At 43.6% G+C, this 17259-nt stretch carries 14 protein-coding genes and 1 pseudogene; 2 read left to right on the top strand and 13 right to left on the bottom strand.

What is annotated here, in order from left to right; all coding sequences use genetic code 11:
- Positions 1–78: 78 nt before the first annotated feature.
- From ACOAOT_RS12575 to ACOAOT_RS12615, 9 genes are all read right to left on the bottom strand, one after another.
- Positions 79–1053 carry a substrate-binding domain-containing protein gene (locus ACOAOT_RS12575; protein WP_420217283.1) on the bottom strand — a complete coding sequence of 325 codons (975 nt, stop codon included), beginning with the start codon at positions 1051–1053 and terminating at the stop codon, positions 79–81.
- On the bottom strand, positions 1040–2806 hold the full coding sequence (locus ACOAOT_RS12580; RefSeq protein ID WP_420217284.1) for a sensor histidine kinase: 1767 nt from the start codon (positions 2804–2806) through the stop codon (positions 1040–1042). The genes ACOAOT_RS12575 and ACOAOT_RS12580 overlap by 14 nt, the downstream gene beginning before the upstream one ends.
- A complete protein-coding gene (locus ACOAOT_RS12585; protein WP_420217285.1) occupies positions 2796–4388 on the bottom strand; it encodes a response regulator transcription factor in 1593 nt (530 codons plus the stop codon). The genes ACOAOT_RS12580 and ACOAOT_RS12585 overlap by 11 nt, the downstream gene beginning before the upstream one ends.
- 138 nt (positions 4389–4526) lie before the next feature.
- Complete coding sequence (locus tag ACOAOT_RS12590) at positions 4527–5534, bottom strand: aldo/keto reductase (protein ID WP_420217286.1); 1008 nt, start codon at positions 5532–5534, stop codon at positions 4527–4529.
- Positions 5535–5555: 21 nt separating this feature from the next.
- Positions 5556–6437, bottom strand: coding sequence for an aldose 1-epimerase family protein (locus ACOAOT_RS12595; RefSeq protein WP_420217287.1), 882 nt, complete (start codon positions 6435–6437; stop codon positions 5556–5558).
- A 2-nt stretch (positions 6438–6439) separates the two neighbouring features.
- A complete protein-coding gene (gene pfkB / locus ACOAOT_RS12600) occupies positions 6440–7375 on the bottom strand; it encodes a 1-phosphofructokinase (RefSeq protein WP_420217288.1) in 936 nt (311 codons plus the stop codon).
- Positions 7376–7384: 9 nt separating this feature from the next.
- Complete coding sequence (locus ACOAOT_RS12605; RefSeq protein ID WP_420217289.1) at positions 7385–8431, bottom strand: galactitol-1-phosphate 5-dehydrogenase; 1047 nt, start codon at positions 8429–8431, stop codon at positions 7385–7387.
- A complete protein-coding gene (locus ACOAOT_RS12610) occupies positions 8428–9954 on the bottom strand; it encodes a xylulokinase (RefSeq protein ID WP_420217290.1) in 1527 nt (508 codons plus the stop codon). The genes ACOAOT_RS12605 and ACOAOT_RS12610 overlap by 4 nt, the downstream gene beginning before the upstream one ends.
- 18 nt (positions 9955–9972) lie before the next feature.
- Positions 9973–10824: a class II fructose-bisphosphate aldolase gene (locus ACOAOT_RS12615; RefSeq protein WP_420217291.1), complete on the bottom strand. Its 852-nt coding sequence runs from the start codon at positions 10822–10824 to the stop codon at positions 9973–9975.
- Positions 10825–11013: 189 nt separating this feature from the next.
- Here ACOAOT_RS12615 and ACOAOT_RS12620 point away from each other — a divergent pair, with 189 nt between their 5' ends.
- Positions 11014–11886 carry an AraC family transcriptional regulator gene (locus ACOAOT_RS12620; protein ID WP_420217292.1) on the top strand — a complete coding sequence of 291 codons (873 nt, stop codon included), beginning with the start codon at positions 11014–11016 and terminating at the stop codon, positions 11884–11886.
- 330 nt (positions 11887–12216) lie between these two features.
- Here the strand turns inward: ACOAOT_RS12620 and ACOAOT_RS12625 are convergent, their stop codons facing one another.
- Complete coding sequence (locus tag ACOAOT_RS12625) at positions 12217–13140, bottom strand: hypothetical protein (RefSeq protein ID WP_420217293.1); 924 nt, start codon at positions 13138–13140, stop codon at positions 12217–12219.
- Positions 13141–13470: 330 nt separating this feature from the next.
- Positions 13471–13605, bottom strand: coding sequence for a hypothetical protein (locus ACOAOT_RS12630; protein ID WP_420217294.1), 135 nt, complete (start codon positions 13603–13605; stop codon positions 13471–13473).
- Positions 13606–13950: 345 nt separating this feature from the next.
- Here ACOAOT_RS12630 and ACOAOT_RS12635 point away from each other — a divergent pair.
- Positions 13951–14040 (top strand): annotated as a pseudogene (locus tag ACOAOT_RS12635) (IS3 family transposase); the annotation flags it as partial.
- A 128-nt stretch (positions 14041–14168) separates the two neighbouring features.
- On the opposite strand, the gene ACOAOT_RS12640 reads toward ACOAOT_RS12635, so the two are convergent.
- Together ACOAOT_RS12640 and ACOAOT_RS12645 are read right to left on the bottom strand one after the other, a co-directional pair.
- Positions 14169–14996 carry an alpha/beta hydrolase gene (locus ACOAOT_RS12640; protein WP_420217295.1) on the bottom strand — a complete coding sequence of 276 codons (828 nt, stop codon included), beginning with the start codon at positions 14994–14996 and terminating at the stop codon, positions 14169–14171.
- A 97-nt stretch (positions 14997–15093) separates the two neighbouring features.
- The gene (locus ACOAOT_RS12645) at positions 15094–17193 is read right to left on the bottom strand and encodes an ADP-ribosylglycohydrolase family protein (RefSeq protein ID WP_420217296.1); all 2100 of its coding nucleotides are present in this window, start codon (positions 17191–17193) and stop codon (positions 15094–15096) included.
- Positions 17194–17259: the final 66 nt, after the last annotated feature.

Genomic DNA, 17259 nt, shown 5'->3' on the forward strand with positions numbered 1-17259 from the left:
TCTCATGAGTCCATTATATCGGAATAGAAATTTTCTAATATAGAGGATCTTACAAAAAAAGAAGAAGATTTTACTTTCTTAAAATGGGAAGAGCAGCTTCTGGTTCTCATCGGTATAAATGTTGTCTGCAGTAATCACCTCCGTATCGCAGTATATATTTTTATCAGGCTTTTTCCCCCGCACGGATTCTACCGCAGTCTGAATCCCGATATATCCCATATTAAAGGGCTTTTGCACAATCAGGGTATCAATGATCCCCTCTTCTAAATACTGAATTCCTTCAATATCATTATCGAAGCCTACTACATGCACCTTCCTGCTTAAATTCATCTCCCGGATGGCTCTTGCAACTCCAACTGTAGAGTACAGGTTAAGCCCGGCGATCAGCGTAATGTCCGGATTTGTCTTCATCAGTTCCCTTGTTTTTTCATATGCCTGGTTGTAGTCGGAATTGCTGTACAGGACCATTTTGATCTTGCTCTGATCCTCTCCCAGCCCTTCCCGTAGCCCTTCCTCTCGTTCTATGGCTGTGGAAGAACCTTTTACATGGGAAACAACGGCGATTTTTGTATCCGGTCCCACATAATCCCGCATCTTCTGCCCCATTTGTAGACCTGCGTTACGATTGTCTGTACCAATATAGGTTTCCTCAAGATTCTGATCCAGTTTGGAATCGATAAGAATCAGTTTAATTCCCGCATCTGTCACCTGTTTTACACAGTCCGTCATCTCCGAATACCGTATGGGAGCAAGTGCGATGGCATCGGGCTTCATCTTCACAGCCTCTTCAATATACCTTTTCTGGGTTTCATAATCATTTTCCTCATCTGGAGCCAGAATCACCAGATTGGCCTGATATTCCTTTCCTGCACTTTTTGCACCGGAAATCATGGACATCCAGAAGTCATTTGTCTTGTCCTGGACCTTGGGTATAAAGACGATTTTAACCGTTTTCTTTTCACCGTACTCATCCAGTAAAAAAACGCCAGAAAGGAAGGAAACAGCCAGAGTTAAGAACAGAATTCCTAATAATGCATTTTTATGTTTCTTCATTCACATCCTCCATCCGCTGGTAAGGGATGGTGATGGTCACAGTCGTTCCCTCTCCTTCCCTGCTGTCCACGCTTAAACCATATCCGGGCCCATAATACATGTTAAGGCGATCCTGAATATTTTTCATTCCCACACCATTATGCTTCTGATCTGTTTTCTTTTGAAAAATGCAGTTGAGAGCATCTTTTGTCATACCGACCCCATCATCCATAACCTTTAAAATTACAGTTTCATCCTGCCTGTATCCGAAGATGAGAATATTGCCCTGCTCTGTTTTGTACTTCAATCCATGGTACAGGGCGTTTTCTACCAGTGGCTGTAAAACCAGCTTGACGATGGCGCACTCCATAACCTCTGTGTCAACCCGGATATCAAAAGCCACTTTATCCTTGTATCTCATCTGCTGGATCAGCAGATAATTTCTGGTATATTCAAGCTCCTGCCACACCGTCACATAGATGTTGGAATTGCCGATTGCCTGACGGAAAAATCTGGCAAGAACAGAGGTCATATTGATCGCCTGCTCCGAATCCTCCGTTTCGATCAGCCAGATAATGGAATCTAATGTATTGTAGAGGAAATGGGGATTGATCTGAGACTGCAGCGCTTTTAATTCGCTCTTTCTTTTTTCTGCCTGCTCCTTGCTGTTTTTCTTCATCAGCTCATCGATCCGTTCCGTCATGCTGTTAAAGGAATGGGTCAGACTGGAGATCTCATCCTCTCCTGCCGTTTCGATACTCACCGGTTGGAATTTTCCTTCCTGCACCTCCTTCATGGCTGCCTGAAGCTGTTTGATGGGCTTCGTTATTTTGGCCGACAGAAAGACTGCAAACAGACATGCCAGCAATATCAGCAGAAATGCGGCTCCCGTATACATGGTTCTCATGGCCACTTCGTTGCCTGCCAGCTCTGAGGTGTAATTAACACCCACGATGGTCCAGCCTGTTTTCTTCGAATGAAACGGGGTATAAATCTTATTCTCCCCGTTTTCATCAATGTGGGTAAGACTGGTTTTGCTGGCCGATACTTCTTTTAAAAGTTCTTTTTTCACCCCGCTTAGAATCAGCTGCTGCTGAGGGTGATAGACGATTTCACCTTTCCTGTCGAGAATATACACATACCCCTTATTACCCAGGCTGATGGACTCGCATAAATCATTGATTACGTCATAATTTAAATCAATCACCAGCAATCCTTCCACACGTCCCGTAGCGGGATTGGTTATCCCCCGGCTTAGGGTTACCACCCATTTATAATCGTTCTTTACCAGATTCTGCACATGTGAGGAGGAAATAAGGATTTTGCTTTCCGCCATTTTGGCATCCTGATACCACTCTTTGTCCTTAAGCCGTGCCCGTAAGTTTAAACTGTCACTTCCATTGTTGATAAAATATTTCCCATTGTCCCCAAGGACAGCAATGTTATAGATGTCTGTCCTGGCATGGAGAATGGTCTGAAAGGCTTCTTTTAAGTCTTCTCCTGTTTCTGTCCCGTCATCGAACAAATATCCGGTTATATCCCGGTTGTTCATAATCACCTGGGAGATGTTTTCCATGTAATCAATGTAGTTTTCAATGTTAAAGTTCACCTGTTCAATCAGCTGCCTGCTGTTTTTTTCCGAATTATCCATCAGATTGCTTTTGGTAAACCGTATGGAGAAGAACAGGAATACCGTTACGGTTAAAAGAACCAGAAGAGAGAAATAAATGATCATATTGGTCCGTATACTTTTAAACCTGACTTCAAATCTCATAGCTGCCTTTCCGGTTCCTTCTTAAGCCCGCATATTCTTTCGGTGTCTTTTCCGTTGCCTTTTTAAAAATGGCACTGAAATAATTGGCATCGTTGTATCCGCATTTTTCCGCAACCTCGTAAGTCTTTAAGGATGTATTTTCCAAAAGCTCCATGGCTTTTTCCATCCGCTTCTTTGTCAATGCTTCCACAAAGGTCATCCCAGTATAATTTTTAAAGGCGGAGCTGAAATAGCTGACACTGATGGCCAGTTTTTCACATATCTCCTGGAGAGACAGGCTGCAGTCCGAATAATGGCTGTTGATGTATTCCAGCGCGGCTACCGCCTGATGATCCCCGTAATTTCCCCGGTTGCTGTTTACAATCTCCAGTGCTGTATGAAAAAAGTCCAGCACTTTTTCTTCCATCTGGGAAATATAAGTGCATCCAAACAAGCCGGATATAATCTCCTGCTCTTTTAAGAAGAATTGGTCTTCCACAAGATTGAGCCGCTCCAGAAAATTCATGACTGCAAGGATCAGACTCTGGTAGATCACTACAACTTTATTTCTGGTAACCCAGTTGACCTGGCATTCCGTTCTGATCTGTGCAATCTCCATTTTAATTTCTTCTTCCAGATTGCTTCTGACTGCAAGTACAATCTGTTTTTCCCGTTCTCCTTCACTTAGTAACCCCTGGGCGCTGAGCCTGTACTTTTGAAACCTGTCCCATTCATAGATTCCCGGATCCCGTTCCAGATAAAGATACTCTTTCATCTCCATGGCCTTTTCATAAGAAAAGCTGAGTCCGCTTAAATTAAATACACACGTTCCCACCAGGCAGTAAACCGTTTTTCCCATTTTCTTAAAAATGAGGTCTGCAGATTCAGTTAAGATCACTGCAATCTCCTTTTTCATCTGGGAGCTGTTTTTCTTCTTCACATAAAGAAGAAGCTGACCGTCGTCATCTTCGGTCACCAGTACATCTTCATTCCATTTTTCCCGGACCAGGTCCGCCATCTGGGAAATTTCCTTTTTTTCTGCCTGATCCCTGGGACAAAGGAGCGCTGCACAGTAACATTCACCGGTAAAATCAATATGAAATTCTTTGAGTTTTTCCCCGATCTGATCCTCATGAATCCGTCCCTGCCCAAGCTGAAGCAGAAACTGGTTTTTTAAAAGGGGGTAACTCCCTTCATAATAGGTCCTGACCTGAAGATTCTCCGCTTCTCCATCCAGAATCTTTTTTGCTTCCTTCAGCTTTTCAATCAGCTCCCCTGCAGTAACCGGCTTTAACACATAGGAAAGTACATGGTATTCCACCGCTCTTTTGGCATATTCAAATTCGTCGTATCCGGTTATAATTACCGCTTTTGTACATTTCCTGCTTTCATATAAATACTTCGCAAGTTCAAGACCATCTACATAAGGCATGCAGATATCCGTGAGCACAAGGTCCACCGGTTCTTTCTCCATAAAGCCGATGGCTTCTTTTCCGTTTTCGCAGGTTCCTGCCAGTTCAAACCCCAGTGATCCCCATGGTATTCTCTGTGAAATCCGTTCTCTTATCAAAATTTCATCGTCAACCAACAATACCTTATACATATAACTATCCCCTCATATCTCCAATAAGCACTACAGTCAGTATGCGCAGTTTCCAGAAAAGAAAATAGCAATAAGGCCGGAATTTCTGAAGTTATTTGCCTGTGCTTCAAAAATTCCGGCTGTTTCATAAGTACCCGGTTATTTTACAATAAACCCATCCTCGTCCCAGAGATCATGCCAGTCATTTGCGCCTTCCCAAAGGAATACCTGACCTTTTACCAGACGGTTATTTCTCTCTAAGGTTGCGATCCGGCTCATTTCCTCTTCTGTAAGCGGATCTTCTGTCATTGCCTTTAAGTTGCTTACGTATTCCATTTCATGAATGGAGAAAGGAATGGGGATCTGTCCTCTCTGACGGGCCCATTTAAGAGCGATAACTGCAGGGTGAACGCCGTGAGCCGCTGCGATTTCCTTCATTTCAGGCGTCTGTAAATCTGCCACATCCTCCGGACACATATCTCTTTCCGGTCTCTGGGGTGAGCCTAATGGCATGAAACCGATTGGCTGAATATTGTGGGCAACCAGATAATCAAACAGCTCCTGCTGCTGGAAACATGGGTGAAGCTCCATCTCACAGGCAGCCGGCTTTATGTTCATATGAGGCAGAACTGCTTCCAGCTTTGGAATGGTCATATTGGAAATACCGATGTTGCGGATCAGTCCTTTTTCCACCAGTCCCTCGCACTGACGGTATGTTTTTAAAAATTCTTCCGGAGAAAATGGTCTGGAATCCGGATTGCGGGAATCTACATCGCAGTGAGGTGCATGGTAATTTGGAAATGGCCAGTGAATGAAGAACATATCCATATATTCGCACTGTAAGTCAGCAATGCTCTTTTGGCAGGATTCCTCTACTCTGTCATGCATGTCATTCCATACCTTTGTCATGATGAAAAGGTCTTTCCGCTCTACGACTCCTTCTTCAAATGCATGATGGAATACTTCTCCGATCTGATCCTCATTACCATAGCAGGCCGCACAGTCGAACATGCGGTATCCACAGCGGATTGCACCTCCTACAGCAGCCGATACTTCATCAGGAGTAAAGCGGTCGGAACCAAAGGTTCCCATGCCCACACAGGGAATTTCCTCTCCTGTGTATAATTTCACTTTTGGCACCAATGCCGGATTTACAAATTCATTCATTGTCATATTCTCCTTCTCTTTTTATAGGATTGTGATTTGATAGCTCAGCCGTTTTTCTTCCCCAGGCTTTACAATTGCTGCATTTCGTTTCTCTTCAAATATATCGTTCTCATCGCTGCAGGTGGACAGCCCGGTCCATGGCTCCAAAGCAAGAAATGGTCCGTCATTGGCCGCTGACCAGATGACAAGATAGGGAAATGATCCCATCTCCAGTTCTACTCCGTGTTCCGTTTCTTTGTGGCAGAGTGTTACCTTTTTTGATCTCAGCCGGTCGAAGATAATTCCGTCTTGATAAAACAGGGAGTGGGCAAGGGGTAAAACAGTACCTTCCAGTGAATTTTCTTTCCGGTGTTCCATATCCACCAGTCCTGTTTTCAGATCCGGTGTGGGCGCAGTTTTTTCTTCTTCTGCATCAAAGATAACCTGATAATCTTCAAAGTTCTCTGCTGGTAAAAGTGGACACCGAAACGCCGGATGACCTCCTATGAAGAAAGGCATATCCTCTGTGCCTGTATTTTTAACTCCATAAGTTACAAGAATGCTGTTCTCTTTCAGGCTGTATTCCATGGTGAGGGTAAATGGATAAGGATATTTTCCCATCATCTCTTCATTTTCAGAAATGGAAAAACAGATGCTGTCCTCTTTTTCTGACTCCAGCTTAAATTCTTCCTTTCGGACAATCCCATGTCTTGGCATCTGGATCTGCTTTCCATCTTTTGTCACAGCCTTGTTGTTCCTTAAACTTCCGCAGATGGGGAACAGAACAGGTGCCTGCCCGCTCCAGTACTCAGGATCTCCCTGCCATAGATATTCCGTACCAGCTTCATTTTTTATGGATGTGAGAGCGCCGCCAAGGGAGGTAAACCCCACTTCCATCCGGTCATTCTTTAATAAATAGTTCATGTTCAACCCCCGATTCTTGTGATTTCTATCTGCGGCTGCAGTCTTTGCATGTCTTCCATCAGGAAAAAGCCTGTTTCCTCTCTTAATGCGGAAGCTGCTGAGACAGCACTTGCATTTCTTAATATTTCTTCCATGGGAAGCTGTCTGGAAAGGCCAAGAGCAAAACCAGCTATCATGGAGTCACCGCATCCTACTGTGTTCACTGCATCTATTTTAGGTACTCTGGCTCTGTAAATACCGGAGCTGCATACCGCGAAGGAACCTTCTGAACCAAGGGAAACTGCTACGATCTCCACACCCCGTTTATGAATGTCCTCTGCGGCTTCGATCATCTCTTCCAGGCTGTCGCAGCTTTTTCCTGTCAGCATACGGATCTCATCTAAATTAGGCTTAATCATGGAAGGAGCGGCTTCGATGCCCATCTTAAGCAGATTACCGCTGGTGTCTAAAATCACCTTTTTCCCTGCTTCCTTTCCGATCTTCACCATTCTCTGGTAAGCTGTTCCATCAAGTCCCCTTGGCACGCTTCCTGATATGGCAATGACTTCTGCCTCATTTGCAAGCTTTTTATAATGTTCCAGGAACGAAAGAAAGTCTTCTTCCCCTACTTCAAAGCCAGGTTCCAGGAATTCTGTCTGGATCTTATTTTTTTCATCCCAGATATTAATGCAGGAACGGCTCTCTCCTTTTAAATAGTAAAATGCGCTGGTGATCCCAAAGGTGCTTAAGGCTTCTTCAATATAATTACCTGCGTGGCCTCCCACAAAACCGGTTGCCACTACGCTGCCTCCTGCAATGACTGCTGGCTTTGAGACATTTAACCCTTTTCCGCCCGGCGTATAGGAACATGATTTCACACGGTTAACTTCTCCCTGTGAAAACCCATCTACTACATACCGTTTGTCAATGGCAGCATTTAATGTTACGGTCAGTATCATAGGTACCTCCTATTCGTTTACCAAAAGGATCTTTCCCTTTACCAGCCCCGGTGTCTTAAACAGCTGGAACGCCTCCTGCGCCTGGCTCATGGGCATCTTTTTATAGACGAATCCGGGATCAAATTTCAGCTGTCCTGTTGCAAAGTAATGGGCGGTCAGTTTCCATTCTTTTCCCGGAAATGGGGAACTGTAAGACATCCAGGATCCGGTTAACTTAAATTCTTTCCGGTTCATATTTTCCCACATGGAAGGGGTAAAGGATAAATCAACATGGGGAGTTCCGATAAAGCAGACGCTGGCTTTATTGGCTGCCAGTTCAAATGCCATCTGCATGGTCGGCACCTGTCCCGCTGTCTCAAATACATAGGAAAAGCCTTTTCCTTCTGTCAGAGCCATTGCTTTTTCCTGAAAGCCTTCCTCGGTGGTATTAATGGCTTCATCTGCGCCCAGACGTTTTGCCAGCTCCAGACGTTCTTCGCTGATATCAAATACAACCACTTTTTTTGCTCCGAAGATCTTCGCCCACTGCATGGTGAACATGCCGATGGTTCCGCCTCCTAAAACTGCTGTATACTCACCGCCCCGGTAGTCATTCTGGAACAGACCGTGAAGAGCAACGGTAGAAGGTTCAAACATAGCACCCTGCTCGTAGGAAATGCTTTTATCAAATACAACCGCATTCTGCTCCGGAATCACTACATAGTCTGCGTTGCTTCCCTGCTGCCTGGAACCGATAAAGCTATAGTGTCTGCAAAGAGAAAAGTTTCCATTCTGACAGTCATCGCATTTCATACATGGGATCAAAGGTGCTCCGGAAACCCGGTCTCCCGGTTTTACTGAAGTAACTCCCTCTCCCACTTCCACTACATCTCCGGAAAATTCATGTCCCAGTACAATGGGATAAAAATGTACTCCGTTATGCAGTACTCTTGGAATATCAGATCCGCATATACCAGATGCCTTTACTCTGATTTTCACCAGTCCGGGACCTGCTTTCGGCTCCTCATAATCCATATACCTTACGTCCTCATTTGCACAAACAACTGCTGCTTTCATGACTCATTTTCTCCTTCCTGAACCATCATATCTTTCAAATGCTCATATAAGCTTAAATATTTCCGGTAATTCCGGTCATAGATGTTACGGTCTGCCTGATTGGGAACGTGATACCGCTTATTTTCCACAGTCAGTTTAACTGCCTCTTCAAAATCTTCATAAATGCCAACTCCCACTCCTGCAAGAATTGCTGCGCCTAAGGTTGTGGCTGTATCGGAAGATGGAACGATCACGGGCTTACCTGTCACATCGGATTTAATCTGGGTCCATAAAAGAGAATTTGCAGATCCTCCCATGGCCCTTAACACATCCACGGATGCGCCTGCCTCTGCCGCCACTTCCAGATTATGCCTTAAAGACATGGCAACCCCCTCCATGGCCGCACGTATGAAATGACCTTTGGTCTTTCCAAAATCCATTCCGTAATATACGCCTTTGGCATAGGGATTCCATAAAGGAGAACGCTCCCCTGCCATGTAGGGAAGGAAGATCAGTCCGTCACTGCCTGGAGCAACGCTCCCAGCCTCTTCATTGAACAGATCCAGGGAGCTTTTCCCGGTTCTTCTGCCTTCTTCTCTTTCAAATGCGCCAAACTCCTTCTCAAGCCACCTCATGGCTCCGCCGCCTCCGGTAGTTCCGCCTTGTAAAAGCCATTTGCCAGGTACTACATGACAGCTTAAAATCAGCCTTGGATCGGCTTTGTAGCTGTCAATGCAGATACTCATTCCGCCAGCCTGACCGCCCTGCTCCTGGGTTTCCCCGGCATGGATTACTCCGGCGCCAAGTGTCCCGCAGGCTGCGTCAAGACCACCGGCTACTACAGGGGTTCCCTCAGCCAGTCCGGACTGGGCAGCTGCCGCTTTCGTCACTGTGCCAATCACTTCATGACAGGGGTGAATATCCGGAAGAATGTGGGCTGGAATTCCAAGCGCTTCGCACATCGCCTGATCCCAGGTTCCGGTATGCATGTCAAAGCAATGAAAACCATATCCCTGGGAAAGATCCTGGGTCATCTGACCGGTAAGTCTGTACGCAATGTAGCTGTTGGATTGCAGTACCTTATCAATATTCTCATACACCTGGGGCATATTTCTTTGATACCAGATGATCTTAGCCGTGCTGTAGGAGGGCTGCAGGGAATTGCCTGCCACTTCAAATATCCTCTGTTCTCCCACTTTCTCACTGAGTTCTCTGCAAATGTCATCGGCTCTGGTATCCATCCAGATGGGCGTGTTGGTTAACACGCTGCCCTCTTTGTCTACCGCTATGGCAGACCAGCTCTGTCCGTCGATTCCGATTCCTGCGATTTCTTCCGGCTTTATCTGGGATTTGGAAAATATGTATTTCATGGTGCTGCAGATCACCCGCCACCACTCGTTCGGATCCTGCTCTGCCCAGCCTGTCTGGGGATAATAAACCTCATATTCCCCGGTTGCAGTCTCTAATACGGTTCCATTTCTATCAAAAACGGCGATCTTACAGGCGCTGGTCCCTACGTCAATCCCTAATAAATATGGTTTCATGTTTTCCTCCTGAACCAATCAGTCCGCTTTATGGTCACATCCGCAGACCAGAATACGGTTCTTAACGAACTGCTTCACTGCTTCCATTCCCACTGTGCCTAATTTCTTTGGATCAAAGGTGTCCGGATGATCTTTTAAAAGCTTTTTTCCTGCATCGGTATAAGCTACTCTTAACTCTGTCGCAAAATTAACCTTACACATTCCTCTGCTTACACATTCTCTTACATCTTCGTCGCTTAAACCGGAAGCGCCGTGAAGAACAAGGGGTGCTGACACCAGCTTTTTGACTTCGCTGATCCGCTCTTTGTCTAAAACAGGAGTGGTTGCATAAAAGCCGTGAGCAGTTCCGATTCCGATTGCCAGGGAGTGAACTCCTGTCCGTTCTACGAATTCCTTTGCCTGCATGGGATCTGTGTTGTTGTCCGCTTCTGCTTCCAGATCATCTTCTTTGCCGCCAACCTTACCAAGCTCGCCTTCTACTGTGATATTGCAGGCTCTTGCCGCATCTGCAGCCCGTTTGGTCAATGCGATGTTACTTTCAAAGTCTAAGTGGGAGCCATCAATCATTACAGATGTATATCCAGCACGGATTGCCTGGAGAACAAGCTCGTAGCTGCTGCCGTGATCTAAGTGGAGACATACCGGTACGGTTGCTTTCTCAGCCTCGGCTGCTGCCATGGCGTAATATGTTTCCAGTGTTCCGTATTTTACCGTTGACGGTGTGGTCTGAAGCATAACCGGAGCCCGAAGCTCCTCAGCTGCAGCCACCACAGCCTTCAGCATTTCCATATTTTCAACATTAAAAGCTCCTACTGCGTATCCGCCTTTTTGAGCATCCAAAAGCATTTGTTCCGATGTAACCAGTGACATAATAGTTTCCTCCTAACAATTTTACGATCATTTGGTTCTTTACACTTACCATTATACCGTTTCTGTTTCGGAAAATTAGAGGGGAACCAGACAGAAGCCAGGGCTGTATGTCGTGTTATCGAACATTCCTTGACTTGCATCAATTATGCTGATAAAGTAAAATATAGGATAGAGATTGGAGGGGAAATCATGAGGACGGGATATAAAGATTTAAATATAAAAATAGGGATCGATGATACCACGTTTTTGGTCTTAAATATCGTATTTGAGCGGTTTCTCCGTTCCATGCCAAGACACAGCCACGGGAATAACAGTTATGAAATCCACTATATTCCCTACGGTCATGGCAAAGTAAATATTGATGACCAGATTTATAATATTACTCCCAATACCCTGTACATGACAGGCCCTCATGTGGAGCATGAACAGATACCTTTAAAGAATGATCCCATGGCGGAATATTGTATTTATTTTAAGCTGCAAAAAAATAATACTCACCTCCAGCCTGAGGTGGATACGGTGGCTTATAAGTTCGAGAAAACCCATTTCTGGTTCGGACAGGATACCCAGGAGCTGTATCCGCTGATGCAGCAGATCTTTTTTGAACTGGAACACCGCTATACGGGATACATGATTTTAGTGGAGGCCCTTCTCCAGCAATGTGTAGTTAAAATTGTACGGAATTACGAATATAAGGCTCAGTCCAAGGTTCATTTTTCGCCATCCAATCTGGTGGATAGTAAATACATCATCGTGGAAGAGTGCTTTCTTTATGAATATGAAACCATTACACTGGAAAATCTGGCGGAGAGGCTTGGTTTAAGTGTACGACAGACGGAACGGTTTTTAAAGGATTATTACGGCAGAACCTTTCTTCAGAAAAAAACAGAGGCCAAGATGTCTATGGCGAAGATTTATTTAAATGATGAAACGATTAATATATCGGAGATTTCTGACAGGCTGAACTACTCTTCCATTCAGCACTTTTCCTATGCATTTAAGCAGTATTACGGGATCTCGCCGAGTAATTATAGGAAGAAGAATATGATATTAGAAAAATAAGGTAGAAAACAAGAATCTGGGGAATCGGGAGTGGAATTCACGAACATAAAGAACATTTATTCAAAAAAAACATAAAATATGTTATATTAGATTTATAAAGAGCAACCGCCACACAAGGTGGAAACTCCCATGATTGACTAAATGCTCATGGACTCATGAGCATGCCTATCCTTTTCGCTGCAGGGTAGGCTATTTTTTTAACTTATGCCCGATGAAGCGGGGCACGCTGTCTATGTAAGTCAGCAATACCAAGATAAAAGTTGCAAATAGAAGCACGTCTGCAACCAATTGGTACGGTCAAGCATACCCCTTTTGCTTCACATATGGATTTTAGTTTTTTTCATCACGCAATGTTTGTATAAGTTCCTGTGTCTTCACCTGTTTGCCATAACCGAGTTTATTATAATAATCAACATGCTGTTGACATGCGTCAAGTGCCTTAAAAAACGACTCTTTGCCGTAATCCGCCTTGATTGATTTCAAAAAGTACTCCGTAGCATATAAATTTAAAGTCCGAGTATATCTTTCACCGTTCATCATTGCTAAGAAGTCAGTGATATAATCCTGTGCTGACCCTGCAACCATGCCAGTTTTCTCTGCTATAAGTAATTTACCTTTTGTCCTGCTTGTTTTTCCATGATAGACCATTTTACTGATTTCATATGCTTCCTTACACATATCAGCGGTAATAGTCCTTCTTGCATTGTCTTGGTGTTCATTATTATCCATCAAAGTCATAGTCCCATCCCCCTTAAACCTCTCTACATACTCATTTAGTACAGTTTCAACTTCCGACCATATCCTCACTTCATCATTTTCAACCACAAATACCTTACCATGCGAGTTGCCTGCATCCGTTTTCATCTGTGCAAAGTTACCCTTAAAGTCAGTTACAAATGTGTCAGGGTAATTTTCTTTGTCCGTACACCTGATAATTAGTTCTTCAAGCGGTACTTTACCCTGTTCCTCCTGAATAAGCAGGAATGCTTTTATCAGCCTATGATTGTTCTGCTTTGGCTTAAATGCCCATGTTGGGATTTTTCTGATAGCCTTACCAAAGTCAATATTATTCATATATTCCATCTGTATTGGTTCTTTTTTAACCACAAGTGACTTTGCTGCCTTTGAAAAAGTGTCGCTTGCATATTCAGATAGAAGTTTCTCTACTACTTCGTTTTCGCTCTCATTACCTAATTGAACAGCCAGCATGAATTTTTTATAAATATCATCGTCTATGTAGAAATTGAATGTCATACAACGGCCTCCTTGTTTTTTTTAAGTATAACAGACTGTTAAGAGTATGTAAATACATATTTTCTAATTTTCTAACTTGCATAATAGAGTAGAGAAAGAGCAACCTTACCCACCTCATCACCTTATCAAGTTTCTGTTCGTAGTATCAAGAACTTTGCTATGCGCTTCCTTAATCTATGCCATTACTGACACCAACTTGCACTCCACTACACTTGGCGGTAAATACCCGTGGTCAGACTTTCACTGACTAGATTAGTGCCATGCTTGGCACACTCAAAAGGGCAGTACCACAACCGATACTGCCCTTCATAATCATATGCAATTGATAGCCTACAGCGGCGTTTCTCTTAGCAATTCCTTGATCTTATCAATTACTACCCGTTTATTCTTTTTTTCATTGGCACTCTCAACATCTTTTGACAATACCCAATGTAATAGTTTTGTAAGCATTTCTTCGTCAGACATATCTTCTTCATAATAAAGAACTAGAAGAAATAATGATGGAGATTCATTTATGGATTTATGTAATAGAGAAATTTTAAGCTATTGCATTTTACCAAAGCCATCTACAAAAAACACAATAGATCCTCTGAACGCTGCAATAGAAATCACATCTGATTGCCCGTATCGCAGAACATTTCATTCAGATTAAGGTTGGGACTATCAGATGAAGGCATATGTTTATGCATTGCAAGAGCATTGAATCTTTCAAAGTATGTCTCGAAAAGGGAATTATCATAATAATTCAGTGATGGAAAACTTCTTTAGGATAATGAAACAAGAAATGTACTATGGAAAGTTTACTATAGCTATGATGAACTGAAAAAAGCGATAGAAAAATACATAAAGTATTACAATGAACAAAGGATAAAAAAAACTAGGCTGGATGAGCACTGTTGAATACAGACTCAGCCTGTTGGCAGCGTAAAGAAAAAGGCGAAGTGGAAAAATCCACTCCGCCATAAAGTGTAACTTTTAGGGGTCAGTTCAATAGGGTGCTTTTTTATATAAATGTATCTTCAAATCTATCAAATATGTTTACTAAGCCAATGTAAAATATCCGCAATAATCTCATCTCTGCAAGGCTCATTTAAAATTTCATGAAAGAGATTTGCATAGACATGCAGGCTCTTATCCTTTGAACTAATCTCTTCAAAGAGATCCAAGGAATCTTTTGCTGCCACCAGACCATCATCAGCTCCATGAAGAATCAGAACCGGATCGGAGAAGCTTTTTATATTGGCCTTCAGCCACTGTACGCCAGCATATATCTGGTTGATCAGGCCGGTGCTGATCTCCTTTTCCACCAGCGGATCCGAAACATACGCTTCAATCACCTTTTTATCGCTACACACTCCATCTCCAAGTTCATTTGGCAGATAAGTATCATCCGGTGCCTCAATTGGGAACTGATCTCCCATAACGGGATGATTGTAATGAGTCAGCGCACCAGAAGTAATTATTCCATCTGCCATTCCAGGATTCTTTGCACCAAACAGTGTTACTGTCTCCCCGCCCATGCTGTGCCCGAACAGGAAAACTTTTTTCCCTTCGCTCTCCTCTCTGGCAAGAGCAAGAACCTGTTCCAGATCGTCAGGCATCTCATTAAAATCTTTAAAATAAATCTTTTTCCCCTCTGATTTCCCATGCCCCCTCTGATCATACCGGTAAACGCTGTAGCCATTCTCGTTAAGCTTTTCCGTGAAATAATCGTACCGGTTTAAATGCTCACACAAACCGTGGGCAATGACGATCAGTGCTTTTGGATTTTCCACTGCATCTTTTTTAAATCTCAGTTTCGTGCCGTCGAAGGAAATAATCATTCTTTCCTCCTGCATTCTGTTTTCCCCATTCATAATACCTTCTCCTTTCAAATTTCCATGAATTTTGACGGTTGTATATCAGTAATTTCATCATACTACAAGGTCTTCTTCATGGCAAGATCATTCGATTTTACCCTTCCAGCCCCGTGAATTTTATATCACTAAAACAGGTTCGTCCATAGCTCAGAGAGCCAAATCCAAACATTCCCGATTCAAAAGAGGAATCCTCTGCTTCCAGTATCCTTACACCATTTACGGATAAAATTATGTTTTGTCCTCTTACTTCTATTACAAATAAATAGGTGCTTTCCATATCCCATGGGTAGTCAGTTTCCGCCAAAATATAATATCCATACTCATTTTTATAAAGTGCCAGTCTGTTCTGCCCGGAAAAACCCGCCGCATAACCAAGCATCGCACCTTTTGCACGGACTGTCATTAAGTGGTTTTCTCCAAACAATGGTTTTACAAGAGCACTCACCCGGTAGTCTTTGCTGTAATAATTCCCTGTATAAGCAAATGCTGGTTCGGCACGGTGGAAATGAAGAAATTCTCCCTGTATCGTCCAGTTCCCTCCGTCTGTGGAAAATGGAGTAACGGTTCCAAATTCTTCTTTCTGCTTCGCTATATCAATTTCATAATCTGCAAGTCCTGTTACCTGGAATCTTTTCATACGAATATAACCGGTTGTAGTTCCTTCCGGAAAACTGCTTCCTCTGACAATAAATCCAACTTCCTCTACAAGATCCCCTTTTGTATCAGGTATTGTAAATTCCACCTGAAACCATTCATTTTCAGGATAGTCAGCAAAACTAATTTCTACGATATCCTGCTTCCCAAACGTCTTTATATATGGCACCAGATCCAGCTTCTGCCCTTTCAGCCATTGTACAGACAGTTCCATGGTGACCTTCTGCCCTGAATAAACCTTTGGGGAGAAAACCGGAGAATAGCGCTCATCAGAAAAATCTTCTCTTCCATAAAAACTTTTATAATAAATTCGGCAGGAATCATATCCAATATCATCTATGAGAATGCACACTCCATTGCCTTCCGCATGACTTTCACTTCCAGAAGGATTGATCGTACCATAGAAGGGATTGGATACTCTCATGTTGTGTGTCATGCCAGGAAGAAGAAAGTCAAAGTTTATTTCTTCCGGATTCATTCGAAGTTCATCTTCCAACTCCTCTCCCATTCCAGCATATCCATGTGCAGCGATCTCCTTGGCGTAGGTCGGAATGTCAAGAATATTGAGATAGCCGGATATTCCTGATAAAACCACCGAATCGTTGATGGGTCTGCGGTATTTGTCCGGAATCTGGGAAAGACCGCAATAAACGCCCGCTATTGTTCCCACATTGCCTGCGTTGCAATCCGTATCCCAGCCGCACATACAGGCGATTTCCACTGTCCTGGAAAAATCACCATTTCCATAAAATAATGCAAGGGCGCACACACCTGCATTGGGAATAATATGGCATGCACCAGGGTATTTGTCATATCCCCAGTCCTGTTCCAGCATATGAAAACACCCTCTGAAATCACCGGGATTACTGCGGTAGAATCTTTCCACGCTTTTAACCACCTGATAATAAAGGCTTTCTTCCGGTATCTGATTTAAACCCGCCTCCACACTCTCATCTATTGATTGTGCCGTAAATGCCTGTGCAATACAGGCGCAGATAAATCTGGCTCCGTTTACCCCCTCCCCGTCATGGGAAACACTGGCTGCCGCCGCTCCGTCATCTGCTGCTTTTTTCGGATCCCCGGGATGAATCAGCCCCCAGGTATCAATAAAGATCTGTCCGCCAATCTGCTCCGCCACCGTACTTCCGTTACATTCAACAGACCCTGATAAAGGCGCCGGTATTCCCATCTTTAAATTCATATAGGCCGTATGTTCAGTGCTGACTCCATATCCGCCCCACCAGAACATCCCCTTTAAATACCTGGTATAATTTAACCATGCTTTTGCCACATCTTCCGGAGTTACCGGTGTCCCCGTCTCCTTCCTGTCATCCAGTGCTCTTAAGAAATAAACCGGGCCGTTTACATCATCATCTGCAGCAAAATTAATATAATCTTTCACATAACCGTTTAAATCACCGTAAGTCTGAAATATCCGTTCCTCTGTCCAGACATCCGGCTCTATGGGCGCACCTAATCGGATTCCGATATTCATGCCTAAAAATCCCGCATATACTTTTTCATAATAGCGTTCCACCATACCAATAACCTGCTTTCTGCATATTTTATTCCAACTGATATGCTATTTCAGGCGGCGAAGAACATA

Origin of the sequence: Lacrimispora struthionigena, from assembly GCF_048627165.1 — a bacterium.
GTDB lineage: Bacteria > Bacillota > Clostridia > Lachnospirales > Lachnospiraceae > Lacrimispora.